We start from the raw sequence: 16,216 nt of genomic DNA, 5'->3' as shown, positions 1-16,216 counted from the left end.
ATGCAGTTGCATAACGCCACATCATCTGATCTGAGATTGACCCCTCCGCCTTGAAATGTTAAACAGGCGCAGCAATATTGAACCCATTGGGTTTTTGGGCATCCAATCCTCTCCCGTTAAGCAGGATGTTTTCATTAGGTAAAGGTAAATATGGGTAAAGCACTCGTTATTGTTGAGTCCCCGGCAAAGGCTAAAACAATCAATAAATACCTGGGTAGTGATTACGTGGTTAAATCCAGCGTGGGTCATATCCGGGATCTGCCGACCAGTGGTTCAACCGCGAAAAAAAGTGCTGACGCCTCGACAGATAAGAAAGTCAAAGACGCTTCGACTGACAAAAAAGTCAAAAAAGTTAAAAAAGATGAGAAGGCCGCACTCGTCAGCCGCATGGGTGTTGACCCCTATCACGGCTGGGAAGCGGACTATCAGATTCTGCCCGGCAAAGAGAAAGTGGTCGCCGAACTGAAGGCGTTAGCCGCCAATGCTGACCACATCTATCTCGCAACCGACCTTGACCGCGAAGGGGAAGCCATTGCCTGGCACCTGCGGGAAGTGATTGGTGGTGATGACTCGCGCTTCAGCCGCGTCGTGTTTAACGAAATAACCAAGAATGCGATTCGTCAGGCGTTTGAAAAGCCGGGCGAACTGAATATTGATCGGGTTAATGCTCAGCAGGCGCGTCGCTTTATGGACCGCGTGGTGGGCTACATGGTCTCGCCACTGCTGTGGAAAAAGATCGCTCGTGGTCTCTCTGCCGGACGTGTGCAATCCGTTGCCGTTCGCCTGGTGGTGGAACGTGAACGTGAGATTAAAGCTTTTGTTCCCGAAGAGTACTGGGAAGTTAATGCCGCGCTGACCACGCCGAAAGGCGATGAGCTGTCGATGGACGTGACGCACAAAGGCGATAAAGCCTTCCGTCCGGTCAACCGCGACGAGACGTATGCCGCCGTCGCGCTGCTGGAAAAAGCGCGCTATGAGATCGTGGATCGTGAAGATAAGCCGACCAGCAGCAAGCCGGGCGCGCCTTATATCACCTCGACACTGCAGCAGGCTGCCAGCACCCGTCTCGGCTTTGGCGTCAAGAAGACCATGATGATGGCTCAGCGGCTGTACGAAGCGGGCCACATTACTTATATGCGTACCGATTCGACCAACCTGAGTCAGGATGCGGTCGCCATGGCGCGTGGCTATATCGAAAGTAATTTCGGTAAAAAGTATCTGCCTGAAAACGCCATAACTTACGCCAGCAAAGAGAACTCCCAGGAAGCGCACGAAGCGATTCGTCCTTCTGATGTGGAAGTGGTGGCGGAAAAGCTGAAAGATATGGAAGCGGATGCGCAGAAACTCTATCAGCTGATCTGGCGTCAGTTTGTTGCCTGTCAGATGACACCAGCAAAATATGACTCCAGCACCATTACTGCCGCCGCCGGTGATTTCCGGCTCAAAGCGAAAGGCCGTATTCTGCGTTTCGACGGCTGGACCAAAGTGATGCCTGCGCTGCGTAAGAATGATGAAGATCGTACGCTGCCTGCGGTAAGCGTGGGTGATGTTCTGGACCTGCAGCAACTGCTGCCCGGTCAGCACTTCACCAAGCCACCGGCGCGCTTCAGCGAAGCGTCACTGGTGCGCGAGCTGGAGAAGCGCGGAATTGGTCGTCCATCCACTTATGCGGCCATTACCTCGACGATTCAGGATCGTGGCTATGTACGGGTTGAAAACCGCCGTTTTTATGCGGAAAAAATGGGTGAAATCGTCACCGATCGTCTGGAAGAGAACTTCCGCGAACTGATGAATTATGATTTCACCGCCCGCATGGAGAGCAACCTTGACCAGGTTGCCAATAACCAGGCGCAATGGAAAGCGGTACTCGACCACTTCTTCACCGATTTTACCCAGCAGCTTGAACTGGCTGAGAAAGATCCTGAAGAGGGCGGGATGCAGCCGAACCAGATGGTGCTGACCTCGATTGACTGCCCGACCTGTAGCCGTCCGATGGGGATTCGAACTGCCAGTACCGGCGTCTTCCTGGGCTGTTCCGGCTATGCGCTGCCGCCTAAAGAGCGCTGCAAACAGACCATCAACCTGATCCCGGAAAATGAAGTTCTCAATATTCTGGAAGGGGATGATGCTGAAACCAACGCCCTGCGTGCCCGTCGTCGCTGCCAGAAGTGTGGCACGGCCATGGACAGCTACCTGATCGATAACGAACGTAAACTGCATGTCTGTGGTAATAACCCGGAGTGTGATGGTTACGAGATTGAGAAGGGCGAATTCCGCATCAAAGGCTATGACGGCCCGGTAGTGGAGTGCGAGAAGTGTGGTTCGGAGATGCACCTGAAGATGGGACGCTTTGGTAAGTACATGGCGTGTACCAATGAAGAGTGCAAAAACACCCGCAAGATCCTGCGCAGTGGTGAAGTTGCACCGCCGAAAGAGGATCCGGTTCCGCTGCCAGAGCTGGCGTGTGAGAAGTCAGATGCTTACTTCGTGTTGCGTGACGGTGCGGCGGGCGTTTTCCTCGCGGCCAACACCTTCCCGAAATCACGCGAGACGCGTGCGCCGCTGGTGGAAGAGCTTCAGCGCTTCAAAGATCGTCTGCCTGAGAAGCTGAAATATCTGGCCGATGCGCCAGCAGCCGATCCGGAAGGCAACAAAACGCTGGTGCGTTTCAGCCGCAAGACCAAACAGCAGTATGTCTCCTCAGAAAAAGAGGGCAAGGCAACCGGCTGGTCCGCCTTCTATATAGATGGCAAATGGCAGGAAGCGAAAAAGTAATCCCTGAAGGCCAGCGCTCGCTGGCCTTTTTCTGAGCCTTATATCAATCCGTTCTACTCTCTCACTTAAACTGATATAGTTGTTATAGCATTTCCGACCTTTCCTGATGCATAGCATCTTTTTACCCTCGCGACTATACGTCAACCGGGGATGCGACTCTGTAACTTACCGGGATGGAATAGATATGAAATTACAGCAGTTGCGCTATATCGTTGAAGTGGTCAATCACAATCTCAACGTCTCTTCGACGGCGGAAGGTCTCTACACCTCTCAACCCGGCATCAGTAAACAGGTGCGTATGCTGGAAGATGAACTGGGCGTGCAAATCTTTGCCCGCAGCGGTAAACATCTCACCCAGGTCACGCCTGCAGGGGAAGAGATCATCCGTATAGCGCGTGAAGTACTCTCCAAAGTGGATGCGATTAAATCGGTAGCCGGTGAACACACCTGGCCTGATAAAGGCTCGCTCTATGTCGCAACCACGCACACCCAAGCTCGCTACGCGCTGCCTGGTGTGATCAAAGGATTTATTGAGCGCTATCCTCGCGTCTCTTTGCATATGCATCAGGGTTCTCCAACCCAGATCGCCGAAGCCGTCTCCAAAGGTAATGCGGATTTTGCCATCGCCACCGAAGCCCTGCATCTCTATGACGATTTAATCATGCTGCCGTGCTACCACTGGAATCGGGCGATTGTGGTGACTGCCGACCATCCGCTGGCCGGAAAAGGGCAGGTCACCATTGAGGAGCTGGCCGAATATCCGCTGGTGACCTACACCTTTGGCTTTACCGGGCGTTCAGAACTGGATACGGCTTTCAATCGTGCAGGTTTAACGCCACGCATCGTCTTTACCGCGACCGACGCCGACGTAATCAAAACTTATGTCCGCTTAGGTCTGGGGGTTGGCGTTATCGCCAGCATGGCAGTAGATCCGGTGGCCGATCCTGACCTGATTCGCATTGAAGCCGCCGATATCTTTACCAACAGCACCACTAAGATTGGATTCCGCCGCAGCACCTTCCTGCGCAGCTATATGTATGATTTTATCCAACGTTTTGCGCCGCACCTGACGCGCGATGTGGTAGATACTGCGGTTGCGTTGCGCTCCAATGAAGACATTGAAGCGATGTTTAAAGATATCAAACTGCCGTTTAAATAGAATTTAACCTCCCCGCGTAAACATAAGGCTGCCTGGTGCAGCCTTTTTTGTCTCCTGGCTTTAGCGCCAAATGAGACTCAAAAGTTTTTATGATTTTTTTGTAAATGAAACATTGATCACATGTTTCCTCATCGGGCTTTCTTAAATGCGAATTACAACACATTTTTAACTATGTCACTTTGCGGCTTGCCAGGAATATTCCCATACTCCAGTTAAGAGCTAACGTGGAAAGCCAGTAAACATAAGGTTCTTAAGTGTTATCTATAGTTTTGAGTGGATCTGTTTTTAAATTAACTCAAATTTTTTAGCGGGTTTTTTAATTAAATATTAGTTCCGGTATTAATGATTTCTTACGTTACCTGAGCTCATTGATTAATACCGTTAATCGTTGTACTCAATAAAAATAACTGGATTTTTGGCCTTAACGCGTTTAGGATTCCTCCTAAATCTTAATCGATGTTATCAATCATTTTGTTGAGAGTGATTATCAAAAACTATGAATACACGACTGACTGTACAACCGGGTTTCCCGGCAAAAAGCACCAAGGTTGAGCGTACCGGCAACACTCGTCGCAAAGCCTGGTTAACCGTATTCGCTGCCTCTGCGCTGTTTTGGGTAGTTGTCGCGTTAATGATTTGGCGTATCTGGGGCTAAAGCCATGTGGGCAAATACACTCAGCCATAAACGTTCCCTGACCTCGGGTCAGCACAAGACGGTCTCCTGTAAAGGAAAAGAACCCCTTGCAAAGGACGAAAAAGTGTCTATCCCCGATTCATGGGATTTGAGTGATAACCAGAGACTTTTTATTGAGTCGTTTCTGGACCCTAAAAACAAATAACGTTGTCAGACCATTTCTTCGTCACTGTTCTTTTAAAACCGGAATTTCCGGTGGGCCTATAAATGCCCTTACCACATCCTGTACGACCAAAGGGTGTCGCCTCTTTCTATAAGGTGACCGCAAAAACTTTTACGCCCGATTCCGGCGAAGGAGTGAACCAAATGAATATTATTAAAATGTCCTGGCTCAGCGCGTATGCATTCTCCTTTGCGTTCTGGTCTGCGGCGGTGTGGATAACCCTGTAATTTGAATTAAAATCACCTTTTCATGATGCCTCGTGACTTCACGGGGCATTTTCGTTTGCGATCGATTGTAGCAATTTGTGTTGTAATCAAAACGTTAACGAAATTGTGGTCTATCTTTAACATAAACCTTTGTCTCTCTGAGGTTTAAAGACCATGAATGAAAGGAGGAGCTATGTCGTCTACCCTACGCGAGCAGAGTCAGGAAGTACTGCAGGTCGACACCAAAAAATATCACATCTTCAGTCTTCCCCATGCTGCTCAACACCTTGGCAATATCGATCGCCTGCCAAAATCCCTCAAGGTCCTGCTGGAAAATTTACTGCGCTATCAGGATGGTGACTCTGTTACGACGGAGGACATCCAGGCGCTGGTTGACTGGCAAAAAGATGCCCACGCCGATCGTGAAATTGCCTACCGGCCAGCCCGTGTATTAATGCAGGACTTTACTGGCGTGCCTGCGGTAGTCGACCTTGCTGCGATGCGAGAAGCAGTGAATCGGCTAGGCGGCGATGTGGCGAAAGTCAATCCGCTGTCACCGGTTGATCTGGTTATCGACCACTCGGTGACTGTCGACCATTTTGGCAATGATGACGCCTTTGAAGAGAACGTCCGGCTGGAGATGGAGCGAAACCATGAGCGCTACGTCTTTCTCCGCTGGGGCCAGAAGGCGTTTGATAAATTCCGCGTGGTGCCGCCGGGCACCGGTATTTGCCATCAGGTGAACCTGGAATATCTCGGCAAGGCGATCTGGCATGAAACCGTGAATGGTGAAGAGTACGCCTGGCCCGATACCCTGGTCGGTACGGACTCTCACACCACCATGATCAACGCGCTTGGCGTGCTGGGGTGGGGAGTAGGGGGAATCGAAGCCGAAGCCGCCATGCTCGGTCAGCCTGTCTCAATGCTTATCCCGGATGTGGTGGGTTTCAAACTTACCGGCAAACTGCGGGCGGGTATTACGGCAACCGACCTTGTGTTGACCGTCACCCAGATGCTGCGTAAGCATGGCGTCGTCGGTAAATTCGTTGAGTTTTATGGTGATGGCCTGGCCGATTTGCCGCTGGCAGACCGCGCAACCATCGCCAATATGGCACCGGAATATGGCGCGACCTGCGGATTCTTCCCGGTTGATGACGTCACGCTGAGCTACATGACCCTGACCGGACGCGATGCCGAGCAGGTAGCGTTAGTGGAAGCCTATGCCAAAGCGCAGGGGCTGTGGCGCAATCCTGGCGATGAGCCGCGTTTTACCAGCACACTGGCGCTGGATATGAATGAGGTGGAATCGAGTCTCGCGGGACCAAAACGTCCGCAGGATCGGGTGTCGCTGGGCGATGTGCCCGCCGCGTTTGATGCCAGCAATGAGCTGGAAGTGAATCAGGCGCAGAAACCCCATAAAATCGTTGAGTATACCGACAGTGATACCGGGCTGACGCATAAGCTGACCGATGGAGCGGTGGTGATCAGTGCGATTACCTCCTGTACTAACACTTCCAACCCCAGCGTCTTAATGGCGGCCGGTTTACTGGCGAAGAAAGCGGTCGAGCGGGGGCTGAAACGTCAGCCGTGGGTCAAAGCCTCGCTGGCACCCGGTTCTAAAGTGGTTTCAGACTACCTGGCCGTCGCGCAACTGACCTCTTATCTCGACGAGCTGGGCTTTAATCTGGTTGGTTATGGCTGCACCACCTGTATCGGTAACTCCGGCCCGCTGAAAGATGAGATCGAGTCTGCGATCAAAGCAGGCGACCTTACGGTGGGTGCTGTGCTGTCCGGCAACCGCAACTTTGAAGGCCGTATTCATCCGCTGATTAAAACCAACTGGCTGGCGTCGCCGCCGCTGGTGGTGGCCTATGCGCTGGCGGGTAACATGAAGATCAACCTGCAGACCGAGCCGCTGGGCCACGATCGTCAGGGCCAGCCGGTCTACCTGAAAGATATCTGGCCTTCACCGGAAGAGATCGCTACGGCCGTGCAGCAGGTCACCAGCGACATGTTCCACAAAGAGTACGCTGAAGTCTTCGACGGTACGCCAGAGTGGCAGGAGATTAAGGTGAGTGAAGCCGCGACTTACGACTGGGATGAGGGATCGACTTATATTCGTCTGTCGCCTTTCTTTGACGATATGGAGAAAGAGCCTAAGCCGGTGCAGGATATTCGCGGTGCGCGAGTGCTCGCCATGCTGGGCGACTCGGTCACCACTGACCATATTTCACCGGCGGGCAGCATCAAAGCGGAAAGTCCGGCCGGACGGTATCTGCTGTCACACGGCGTGGAGCGTACAGACTTTAACTCCTATGGTTCGCGTCGCGGTAACCATGAAGTGATGATGCGCGGTACGTTCGCCAACATCCGTATCCGCAATGAAATGGTGCCCGGCGTGGAGGGCGGTTATACCCGACACTACCCAAGTGGCGAACAGCTGGCCATCTATGATGCGGCAATGAAATATCAGGCGGAAGGCGTGCCGCTGGCGGTCATCGCGGGTCTTGAGTATGGCTCTGGTTCAAGTCGCGACTGGGCGGCGAAAGGACCACGTCTGCAGGGGGTCAGGGTAGTAATTGCGGAATCTTTTGAGCGTATTCACCGCTCAAACCTGATTGGGATGGGCATTCTGCCACTGGAGTTTCCGCAGGGCGTGACCCGCAAAAGCCTGGGGCTGACCGGTGAGGAGCGCATTGACGTGGAAAATCTTCAGGCACTGACGCCTGGCTGCAGCGTTAAAGTGACGCTGACCCGTGCCGACGGCAGTAAGGAAGAGCTGGACACCCGCTGTCGCATCGATACCGGTAATGAGCTGACCTATTACCGCAATGACGGCATCCTGCACTACGTTATCCGCAATATGCTGGACTGATAAAAAAAGCCGGGGAAACCCGGCTTTTTTTATGTAGCTTACAACGTCTGTAATAAGAAGCTGTGAGACCGTGGCTGCACAGGGAGCACGGTCAGATCGGAAAGACGCAAAAGCCGTGATCCATGACATGCCCGGCCCGCGCAATTACGCACCTCATCCCTGAGGTGCGCCCGTACCGGGCCAACGCTTTGCGTTGTTCAAAAACGCTCCCGGCGTTTTTATCCGGGCGGCGGGACGCTTTACTCTTCTGACCCTGCCCCCTGCGCGTTGAGCTAATCCGTTGCTTGAGGATTCTCTCAGATTGGGCTTCTTCAAGGGTCAGATGCCAGTGAGTCCCAGCTTATTTATGACTTCGGCAGCAGATGCCCCATCTTTTCCGCTTTCGTATCCAGATAGTGCGCATTCTTCGGATTACGTCCCACGACCAGCGGCACGCGTTCAACAATGTTGATCCCGGCTTCGCTGAGGATCTCCACTTTACGCGGGTTATTGGTCAGCAGTCGCACTTCATTGACGCCCAGCAGTTTGAACATATCGGCGCACAGCGTGAAGTCGCGCTCATCGGCGGCAAAGCCCAGCTGATGGTTCGCTTCTACCGTGTCATACCCTTTGTCCTGCAACGCATAGGCGCGGATCTTATTCAGCAGACCGATGTTACGGCCTTCCTGACGGTGATAGAGCAGTGCGCCGCGACCCTCTTCTGCGATGGCATTGAGGGCGGCTTCCAGCTGAAAACCACAGTCGCAACGCAGGCTGAAGAGTGCATCGCCGGTCAGGCATTCAGAGTGAACGCGCGCCAGTACCGGCTCGTTATCATTAATATCGCCAAAAACCAGTGCAACGTGGTCATGTCCGGTTGCCAGTTCTTCAAAACCAACCATCAGGAAATCTCCCCATGGCGTGGGCAGTTTGGCTTCTGCCACCCGTTTAAGCTGCATGTGACTCTCCAGAACCTTCAGAGGATGCACTATCATCATGATAGTGCACAGGCCAGTGTGGCCCGACAAACGTGCAATATTGTGCCACAACCCGCAAGCGGGCTGGTAATCTCTGATACCAATTGCAGTGATAAAGCACAATTATCCAATCGGCAACGGTTATGTTATTCTTTTTTAAGCTAAAGTTATGCAATTGCTCTCTTTTGACGCCGGGATAAGGGAAGAGGATGTTTAAGATTTCACGTCGTACCACCTTTGGAATGCTGCTGCTGCTGATCATGCCGGTTGCAGTCTGGCTGAGCGGCTGGCGCTGGCAACCAGGCGAAAGCAATGCGCTGCTGAAAGGTCTCTTCTGGATGACCGAGACCGTCACCAACCCCTGGGGCATTGTTACCAGCGTCGTGCTGAGTGCCTGGATGCTCTGGTGCCTGCGCTTTCGGCTGAAGCCAGCTATCTTACTGCTGCTGATCATGAACGCCACCATTCTGGCCGGGCAATACACCAAATCCTATATCAAAGAGCAGATTCAGGAGCCGCGTCCCTATGTGATCTGGCTGGAACAGCATCACGGGCTGGATGAAAAGACCTTCTACGAGCTGAAGCGCAAACAGCGTGGCGAGATGGTAACCTCACTGATTGCCGATGAGACGCAGATCCCAGACTGGCTGAAACGGCACTGGGCGTTTGAAACCGGTTTCGCGTTCCCGTCGGGACATACTATGTTTGCCGCCAGCTGGGCGCTGCTGGCATTGGGTCTGCTCTGGCCGCGTCGGCACTATAAAACCGTGGTGGTGATCTTTCTGTGGGCCACCAGCGTAATGGCGAGTCGTCTGCTGCTGGGCATGCACTGGCCACGGGATCTGGCGATGGCAACCATACTCTCCTGGCTACTGGTCACCATTGCCACCTGGCTGGCGCAGCGATTCTGTGGCCCGCTGACGCTGCCGCCGGAAGAGCAAAAAGAGGTGGCGCAGCGGGAGCCCTGATTGTAATTCACCCGTAAGACCCCATATTATTAGACGGGCCTGCGTAAAAGCGACCCGCCCGATGCTGCTGGGAGCAGCATTTTTGCTGGAGTTTTGGCATAATTCTACCCAACAACCTCACAACAGGATGCACTGTGAAATATTTGCTGATTTTTTTAGTGGTACTGGTCATTTTCATTATTTCCGTCACCCTGGGTGCGCATAACGATCAGGTCATTACTTTTAACTATCTGCTGGCGCAGGGTGAGTTCAGCATCTCGACCTTACTGGCATCCCTGTTTGGCGCAGGTTTCGTGCTTGGCTGGATCATCTGCGGTCTGTTCTGGTTACGGACCCGCGTCTCCCTGGCGAATGCCAACCGGAAAATTAAGCGTATGCAGACCCAAATCGAGCAGAGTACTGCCCTGGCGACCACGCCATCTTCTCCGGCTGGCCGGGAATAATCCCTGATGCATGAATTGCTGTTTCTGTTACTGCCGGTGGCGGCAGCGTATGGCTGGTATATGGGCCGTCGCAGCGCGCATCAGGATAAGCAACAGGAAGCCAACCGACTGTCACGTGAATATGTCGCTGGCGTAAACTTCCTGCTCTCCAATCAGCAGGACAAAGCGGTCGACCTCTTCCTTGAGATGCTGAAAGAGGACAGCGGCACGGTTGAAGCACACCTGACGCTGGGCAATCTGTTCCGTTCGCGCGGGGAGGTCGACCGCGCCATCCGCATCCATCAGGCTTTAATGGAAAGCGCCTCCCTGAGCTATGAGCAGCGACTGCTCGCCGTACAGCAACTGGGCCGCGACTATATGGCGGCGGGCTTATATGACCGCGCGGAAGATATGTTTAAGCAGCTCACCGATGAAACTGACTTTCGGGTGGGTGCGCTGCAGCAACTGCTGCTGATCCACCAGGCAACCAGCGACTGGCAGCAGGCGATTGAAGTCGCAGAGCGGCTGGTTAAGCTTGGCAAAGAGAAGCAGAAAGGCGAAATAGCCCACTTCTACTGCGAACTGGCTCTGCAGGCGATGAGCAGCGACGATCTCGATCGTGCCATGAGCCTGCTGAAGAAAGGGGAGTCGGCCGATCGCAACAGCGCACGCATCTCGATCATGATGGGCCGTATCCTGATGGAAAAAGGGGATTACGCCAAAGCGGTGGGCCATCTGCAGCGGGTGCTGGATCAGGATAAAGAGCTGGTGAGTGAAACGCTGGGGATGCTGGAGACCTGTTTCCAGCAGCTCAATCAGCCAGACGCCTGGTCAGAGTTTCTTCATCGCTGTGTTGAAGAGAACACCGGCGCAGCGGCGGAGCTCTATCTGTCTGACATCCTTGAGCAGCAGCAGGGGCCCGAAGCGGCCCAGAATTACATCAGCCGTCAGCTGCAGCGTCATCCTACCATGCGTGTGTTCCACCGCCTGATGGATTTGAATCTGCATGAGGCGGAAGATGGCCGCGCGAAAGAGAGCCTGATGGTGTTGCGTGACATGGTCGGCGAACAGATCCGCACCAAGCCGCGCTATCGCTGCCAGAAGTGTGGCTTCACCGCCCACGCACTCTACTGGCATTGCCCATCCTGCCGCACCTGGTCTTCAGTAAAGCCCATCCGTGGCCTCGACGGCCAGTAAACCGGCCGCTGCAGCCGCACCATTAATAGCTCATTATAGTTACAACATACTATAGGTTGAATTAGCTTACAGCCCTCAGCAACAGAGCAGAATTTGCCAGGCAGAAGGGCAATGGCGATTGTGATGGTCAGACACCGCAGGTAGAATGCTTGCCGTTTGTCTATTGCGCCTGCGGGCGCCTGTTGCAGAGGAAATGCCATGCCTTCACCCCACAACGTGACCGCTTCGCCGATTCTGGTAGCGCTGGATTATCATGACCTCGACAGCGCACTGCGTTTCGTCGACCAGATCGATCCCCGCAGTTGCCGCCTTAAAGTAGGCAAAGAGATGTTTACGCTATTTGGCCCCTCGCTGGTTAACACTCTGCAGCAGCGCGGCTTTGAAATCTTCCTCGATCTTAAATTCCACGATATTCCCAACACCACCGCTCATGCCGTGGCGGCCGCTGCCGATCTCGGGGTCTGGATGGTCAACGTCCATGCCAGTGGTGGGGCTCGGATGATGAACGCGGCGCGTGAAGCGCTGCTTCCCTTTGGTAAAGAGGCGCCCCTGCTTATTGCGGTGACTGTACTGACCAGTATGGATGCAGAGGATCTCAAAGGGCTGGGCATTACGCTTTCTCCTGCCGAACAGGCAGAGCGACTGGCGAAGCTGACACTGTCGTGCGGGCTGGATGGTGTGGTCTGTTCCGCCCATGAGGCTGTCCGCTTCAAACAGGTTTTAGGTCAGGAGTTTGCGCTGGTCACGCCGGGGATTCGCCCGGCAGGCAGTGATGCAGGCGATCAGCGTCGCATCATGACACCTGAGCAGGCGAAGCAGGCGGGCGTGGACTATATGGTTATCGGGCGTCCGATCACCCAATCCGCCGATCCCGCCGCCACTCTGCAGGCGATCCTGCACAGTCTGGAGACACAATAATGGCGAAGGATAATCCACTGGTTTACTCAACCGACAGCGGGCGCATTACCCAGCCGGAGCCGGCGAAGGAGCGGCCAAAAGGGGATGGCATTGTGCGCATCCAGCGCCAGACCAGTGGTCGCAAGGGAAAAGGCGTCTGCCTGATTACCGGTATCGACCTGGACGACGCGGCATTGACGCTGCTGGCGGCCGAACTCAAAAAGAAGTGCGGCTGTGGGGGTTCGGTGAAAGAGGGCGTTATCGAGATTCAGGGGGATAAGCGCGATTTACTGAAAAGCCTGCTGGAAGCCAAAGGCATGAAGGTCAAACTGGCGGGTGGCTGAAAAAAAATCGGGCTACCGAAGTAGCCCGATTGTTGTGTAGATGCTTAGCGTAGCCGATTATTTTTTTAATAAGGTCTTTAGTGGACCTGATGACCGATAATACCACCGACAGCGGCGCCACCGACTGTGCCGAGTGCGCTACCATTAGTCAATACTGAACCCCCAATCGCACCCGCGCCCGCGCCAATAGCGGTGTTGCGGTCACGTTTAGACCAGTTAGAACAGCCGCTCAGTGCAACAGCTAACGTGGTTGCCAGTACAATGGCAGTGATTCGTTTCATTGTTGTTGTCATACACTTCTCCTTTGATGTGCTCACAGAGGCAACACTCTTAGTATAGCTCCGATATTTCCTCAGCCCGCTTGTGTCGCATCATTGCCGCATCCGTGTCGGCATGGAAATGTGATCACCATGGACAAACCGTTTGTAGCGGGAGAGTCGCAATGTAAACCCGACAGGGCCACGCATTGCCTGAGAGGATTCTAAGCGTTCTGGTTAAATTCCGAAGATAGAAAATTCTGAAATCACGACACATTTTTGCATTCACAGCCATTCCTTCTGCGTTTATAGCCATTTGCTCCATAACTCTTTCGCGTCCGACTCCGCAAAATTCAGGGACGATTGTCAGCAGGAGAAAATAGATGCTGGAACACCTGAAACAACAGGTTCTGGAAGCGAATCTGGATCTACCCAAATACAACCTGGTGACCTTCACCTGGGGCAATGTCAGCGCTGTTGATCGCGAACAGGGTTTGCTGGTGATTAAACCTTCCGGCGTGCGCTATGAAGTGATGAAGCGCGACGACATGGTCGTGGTCGATCTGGCGAGTGGCGACGTGGTGGAAGGGGATAAACGCCCCTCCTCGGACACGGCGACACACCGCGCGCTTTACCTCGCCTGGCCGGAGGTGGGTGGCATTGTCCATACCCATTCGCGGCATGCGACCATCTGGGCCCAGGCAGGACGACCGATTCCTGCCTGGGGAACCACCCACGCCGATGACTTCTATGGTGAGATCCCCTGTACCCGGTCGATGCGCAATGAAGAGATTCAGCACGACTACGAGTGGAACACCGGTGAGGTGATTATCGAGACTTTTGCGCAACGTGGGTTGTCTCCTTCTGCGATCCCGGCGGTACTGGTCAACTCTCATGGCCCGTTTGCCTGGGGGAAAGACGCTCATGCTGCGGTACACAGCGCGGTTGTGCTGGAGGAGGTGGCGTATATGGGCCTGTTCAGCCAGCAGCTGACCGCTAATCTGCCGCCGATTAACCAGACACTGCTTGACCTGCACTACCTGCGAAAGCATGGCGAGAATGCCTGGTACGGGCAAAAATAGCGAGCGGGACGCGATGGCGTCCCGTTTTTTTTAGTCTCATCTGAGACTGGTATGGCGATCTCCATCATAGTTATCAAAACAACAGGTCATTAAAAATAAAACAGCGTTTCATTTTATCGAATCGATCACTGTTTTGATTACCCCAAGTCACTACTTTGCTTGCATCGCCTTCGGGCACTTCCTGCTCCACCCTCTGGCATAGCAAAGGTGACATCCATATGCATATCAAACGTGCAATAGACAAAATTCCGGGCGGTATGATGCTCATTCCGCTCTTTATCGGCGCACTCTGTCATACGTTTTCTCCAGGCGCCGGGAAATATTTCGGTTCTTTCACCAACGGCCTGATGACCGGCACGGTACCCATTCTGGCCGTCTGGTTTTTCTGTATGGGCGCGTCGATTAAACTCAGCGCCACCGGGACGGTACTGCGTAAATCGGGCACGCTGGTGCTTACCAAGATTGCCGTCGCCTGGGTTGTGGCTGCCATCGCCTCACGGGTGATGCCGGAGAATGGCGTAGAAGTAGGGATGTTTGCCGGGTTATCGACGCTGGCGCTGGTGGCTGCCATGGATATGACCAATGGCGGCCTTTATGCCTCGATCATGCAGCAATATGGTTCCAAAGAGGAGGCGGGTGCGTTTGTGCTGATGTCTCTGGAGTCCGGGCCATTAATGACCATGGTTATCCTGGGCACCGCCGGCATCGCCTCATTCGAGCCGCACGTGTTTGTGGGGGCGGTCCTGCCGTTTATTGTGGGGTTTGCATTAGGGAATCTTGATCCGGAGCTGCGCGACTTCTTCGGAAAAGCGGTCCATACGCTGATTCCTTTCTTCGCCTTTGCTCTGGGTAACACCATTAACCTGGGTGTCATTGCGGAAACCGGACTGCTGGGCATCATGCTGGGCGTGTCGGTGATCATCATTACCGGTATCCCACTCATTCTGACCGATCGGCTGATTGGGGGCGGGGATGGCACGGCTGGCATAGCTGCATCCAGTACGGCAGGCGCAGCGGTGGCGACACCGGTGCTGATTGCCGAGATGCTGCCGCAGTTTAAACCGATTGCCCCTGCTGCCACGGCGCTGGTGGCAACGTCCGTGATTGTGACCTCCGTGCTGGTGCCGATCATCACGGCCATCTATTCAAAACGTGTTAAGCGTCTTCATGTTGCCGTAGAGCAGCGTGCCGCTATTAAGTAACCCGCCTAATCAATCCCCGACGCGCGAGTCGGGGATCTCTCTGGATTTTGTGTTGTAAATCAATCTCTCATTTGGTCTGGCCTCACTCTGCATTACGCTGATGTGGCGTATTTAACGCATCAAATATAAACAGAGGATGAGACAATGACAGTTATTAACCAAGCAACGTGCAGATTATTTACCGAAGTCGGCAACACCACGCAGTTAGTCGCCTATTACGAAGAAGGGCGTCGTACTATGTGGATGATGTTGCGTGCACAGCCCCGTCCGAGCTTCAACCATGAACTGATTGAGGAGATCATGAATCTGAGCTACGCCGCTCAGCGTTCCGGTCTGCCGATCGACTTCTGGGTTACCGGCTCTCTGGTGCCACAGATGTTCAACGCCGGTGGCGATCTGCGCTTCTTTGTCGAGTGCATTCGCAATAACCGCCGTGAGGCGCTGCGGGCCTATGCCCGTGCCTGCGTTGACTGCATCCATTCGGCAGCACGGGGATTTGATACCGGCGCGGTGACGCTGGCGATGATTGAGGGCAGTGCGTTAGGCGGCGGATTCGAAGCGGCGCTGGCGCATCACTTCATTCTGGCGCAGAACAACGCGCGGATGGGCTTTCCGGAAATTGCTTTTAACCTCTTTCCCGGCATGGGCGGCTACTCACTGGTCGCGCGTCGTTCCGGCATGAAACTGGCAGAGGAGTTGATTTGTGAAGGGGAGTCCCACAGCGCAGAGTGGTATGAAACGCGCGGACTGGTGGATAAAGTCTTCCAGCCCGGCGACAGCTACCGCGCCACCCGCACCTTTATCGATACGTTACGTCCTAAACTCAACGGCGTGCGGGCAATGCTGAAAGCGCGTCAGCGCGTGCTGCAATTGTCACGCGCTGAGCTGATGGATATTACCGAAGATTGGGTCGATTACGCCTTTACCATCGAACCTAAAGACATTGCTTACATGGAACGCCTGGTTCAGTTACAAAACCGCCACAGCGCATCACTGCGTAAAGCGGGTTAATCTGAATT

Annotated in this window: 14 protein-coding genes; 12 read left to right on the top strand and 2 right to left on the bottom strand. The window is 53.9% G+C overall.

Annotated features, from left to right (window positions below):
• The first annotated feature begins 150 nt into the window (after positions 1–150).
• The 4 genes from topA to acnA all read left to right on the top strand — a co-directional run bounded on the left by topA (position 151) and on the right by acnA (position 7,872).
• Positions 151–2,775, top strand: a complete 2,625-nt coding sequence (topA, locus tag GVJ63_RS04275; protein WP_010244475.1) for a type I DNA topoisomerase — start codon at positions 151–153, stop codon at positions 2,773–2,775.
• A gap of 184 nt (positions 2,776–2,959) precedes the next feature.
• A complete protein-coding gene (gene cysB / locus GVJ63_RS04270) occupies positions 2,960–3,934 on the top strand; it encodes an HTH-type transcriptional regulator CysB (RefSeq protein ID WP_003853865.1) in 975 nt (324 codons plus the stop codon).
• A 496-nt stretch (positions 3,935–4,430) separates the two neighbouring features.
• Positions 4,431–4,589 (top strand): YmiA family putative membrane protein, encoded by a 159-nt coding sequence (locus tag GVJ63_RS04265; protein WP_071778593.1) that lies wholly within the window; start codon positions 4,431–4,433, stop codon positions 4,587–4,589.
• A gap of 601 nt (positions 4,590–5,190) precedes the next feature.
• A complete protein-coding gene (gene acnA, locus GVJ63_RS04260; protein ID WP_010670248.1) occupies positions 5,191–7,872 on the top strand; it encodes an aconitate hydratase AcnA in 2,682 nt (893 codons plus the stop codon).
• Between the two features lie 344 nt (positions 7,873–8,216).
• On the opposite strand, the gene ribA is transcribed toward acnA, so the two are convergent.
• Positions 8,217–8,810: a GTP cyclohydrolase II gene (gene ribA, locus GVJ63_RS04255; protein WP_010244482.1), complete on the bottom strand. Its 594-nt coding sequence runs from the start codon at positions 8,808–8,810 to the stop codon at positions 8,217–8,219.
• A 227-nt stretch (positions 8,811–9,037) separates the two neighbouring features.
• Between ribA and pgpB the strand changes: the two genes are divergently transcribed.
• From pgpB to yciH, 5 genes are all read left to right on the top strand, one after another.
• A complete protein-coding gene (gene pgpB, locus GVJ63_RS04250) occupies positions 9,038–9,796 on the top strand; it encodes a phosphatidylglycerophosphatase B (RefSeq protein WP_159226465.1) in 759 nt (252 codons plus the stop codon).
• A 134-nt stretch (positions 9,797–9,930) separates the two neighbouring features.
• Positions 9,931–10,239: a LapA family protein gene (locus tag GVJ63_RS04245; RefSeq protein ID WP_010244487.1), complete on the top strand. Its 309-nt coding sequence runs from the start codon at positions 9,931–9,933 to the stop codon at positions 10,237–10,239.
• A 6-nt stretch (positions 10,240–10,245) separates the two neighbouring features.
• A complete protein-coding gene (lapB, locus tag GVJ63_RS04240; protein ID WP_010244490.1) occupies positions 10,246–11,415 on the top strand; it encodes a lipopolysaccharide assembly protein LapB in 1,170 nt (389 codons plus the stop codon).
• Positions 11,416–11,613: 198 nt separating this feature from the next.
• Positions 11,614–12,333, top strand: a complete 720-nt coding sequence (pyrF, locus tag GVJ63_RS04235; protein ID WP_022625580.1) for an orotidine-5'-phosphate decarboxylase — start codon at positions 11,614–11,616, stop codon at positions 12,331–12,333.
• Positions 12,333–12,656, top strand: a complete 324-nt coding sequence (yciH, locus tag GVJ63_RS04230) for a stress response translation initiation inhibitor YciH (protein ID WP_010244495.1) — start codon at positions 12,333–12,335, stop codon at positions 12,654–12,656. The genes pyrF and yciH overlap by 1 nt, the downstream gene beginning before the upstream one ends.
• Before the next feature lie 77 nt (positions 12,657–12,733).
• Here the strand turns inward: yciH and osmB are convergent, their stop codons facing one another.
• The gene (gene osmB, locus GVJ63_RS04225) at positions 12,734–12,949 is read right to left on the bottom strand and encodes an osmotically-inducible lipoprotein OsmB (RefSeq protein WP_159226464.1); all 216 of its coding nucleotides are present in this window, start codon (positions 12,947–12,949) and stop codon (positions 12,734–12,736) included.
• A 347-nt stretch (positions 12,950–13,296) separates the two neighbouring features.
• On the opposite strand from osmB, the gene araD reads away from it, so the two are divergent.
• From araD to GVJ63_RS04210, 3 genes are all read left to right on the top strand, one after another.
• Positions 13,297–13,995, top strand: coding sequence for an L-ribulose-5-phosphate 4-epimerase (araD, locus tag GVJ63_RS04220; RefSeq protein ID WP_010244508.1), 699 nt, complete (start codon positions 13,297–13,299; stop codon positions 13,993–13,995).
• A 218-nt stretch (positions 13,996–14,213) separates the two neighbouring features.
• Positions 14,214–15,197 carry a 2-keto-3-deoxygluconate transporter gene (gene kdgT, locus GVJ63_RS04215; RefSeq protein ID WP_010244511.1) on the top strand — a complete coding sequence of 328 codons (984 nt, stop codon included), beginning with the start codon at positions 14,214–14,216 and terminating at the stop codon, positions 15,195–15,197.
• Positions 15,198–15,341: 144 nt separating this feature from the next.
• Positions 15,342–16,208: a crotonase/enoyl-CoA hydratase family protein gene (locus GVJ63_RS04210; RefSeq protein ID WP_003853843.1), complete on the top strand. Its 867-nt coding sequence runs from the start codon at positions 15,342–15,344 to the stop codon at positions 16,206–16,208.
• Positions 16,209–16,216 lie beyond the last annotated feature (8 nt).

It is taken from the genome of Pantoea sp. 18059, from assembly GCF_902706165.1.
GTDB classification, from domain to species: Bacteria; Pseudomonadota; Gammaproteobacteria; order Enterobacterales; family Enterobacteriaceae; genus Pantoea; species Pantoea agglomerans.
Note: the sequence above shows the minus strand (reverse complement) of the source record. Positions and strands in the feature narration are given on the sequence as shown.

Excerpts from the sequence above, each read along its gene's own strand:
- topA (WP_010244475.1), top strand. The coding sequence starts at position 151 with ATGGGTAAAGCACTCGTTATTGTTGAGTCCCCGGCAAAGGCTAAAACA.
- cysB (WP_003853865.1), top strand. The coding sequence starts at position 2,960 with ATGAAATTACAGCAGTTGCGCTATATCGTTGAAGTGGTCAATCACAAT.
- GVJ63_RS04265 (WP_071778593.1), top strand. The coding sequence starts at position 4,431 with ATGAATACACGACTGACTGTACAACCGGGTTTCCCGGCAAAAAGCACC.
- acnA (WP_010670248.1), top strand. The coding sequence starts at position 5,191 with ATGTCGTCTACCCTACGCGAGCAGAGTCAGGAAGTACTGCAGGTCGAC.
- ribA (WP_010244482.1), bottom strand. The coding sequence starts at position 8,810 with ATGCAGCTTAAACGGGTGGCAGAAGCCAAACTGCCCACGCCATGGGGA.
- pgpB (WP_159226465.1), top strand. The coding sequence starts at position 9,038 with ATGTTTAAGATTTCACGTCGTACCACCTTTGGAATGCTGCTGCTGCTG.
- lapB (WP_010244490.1), top strand. The coding sequence starts at position 10,246 with ATGCATGAATTGCTGTTTCTGTTACTGCCGGTGGCGGCAGCGTATGGC.
- pyrF (WP_022625580.1), top strand. The coding sequence starts at position 11,614 with ATGCCTTCACCCCACAACGTGACCGCTTCGCCGATTCTGGTAGCGCTG.
- yciH (WP_010244495.1), top strand. The coding sequence starts at position 12,333 with ATGGCGAAGGATAATCCACTGGTTTACTCAACCGACAGCGGGCGCATT.
- osmB (WP_159226464.1), bottom strand. The coding sequence starts at position 12,949 with ATGACAACAACAATGAAACGAATCACTGCCATTGTACTGGCAACCACG.
- araD (WP_010244508.1), top strand. The coding sequence starts at position 13,297 with ATGCTGGAACACCTGAAACAACAGGTTCTGGAAGCGAATCTGGATCTA.
- kdgT (WP_010244511.1), top strand. The coding sequence starts at position 14,214 with ATGCATATCAAACGTGCAATAGACAAAATTCCGGGCGGTATGATGCTC.
- GVJ63_RS04210 (WP_003853843.1), top strand. The coding sequence starts at position 15,342 with ATGACAGTTATTAACCAAGCAACGTGCAGATTATTTACCGAAGTCGGC.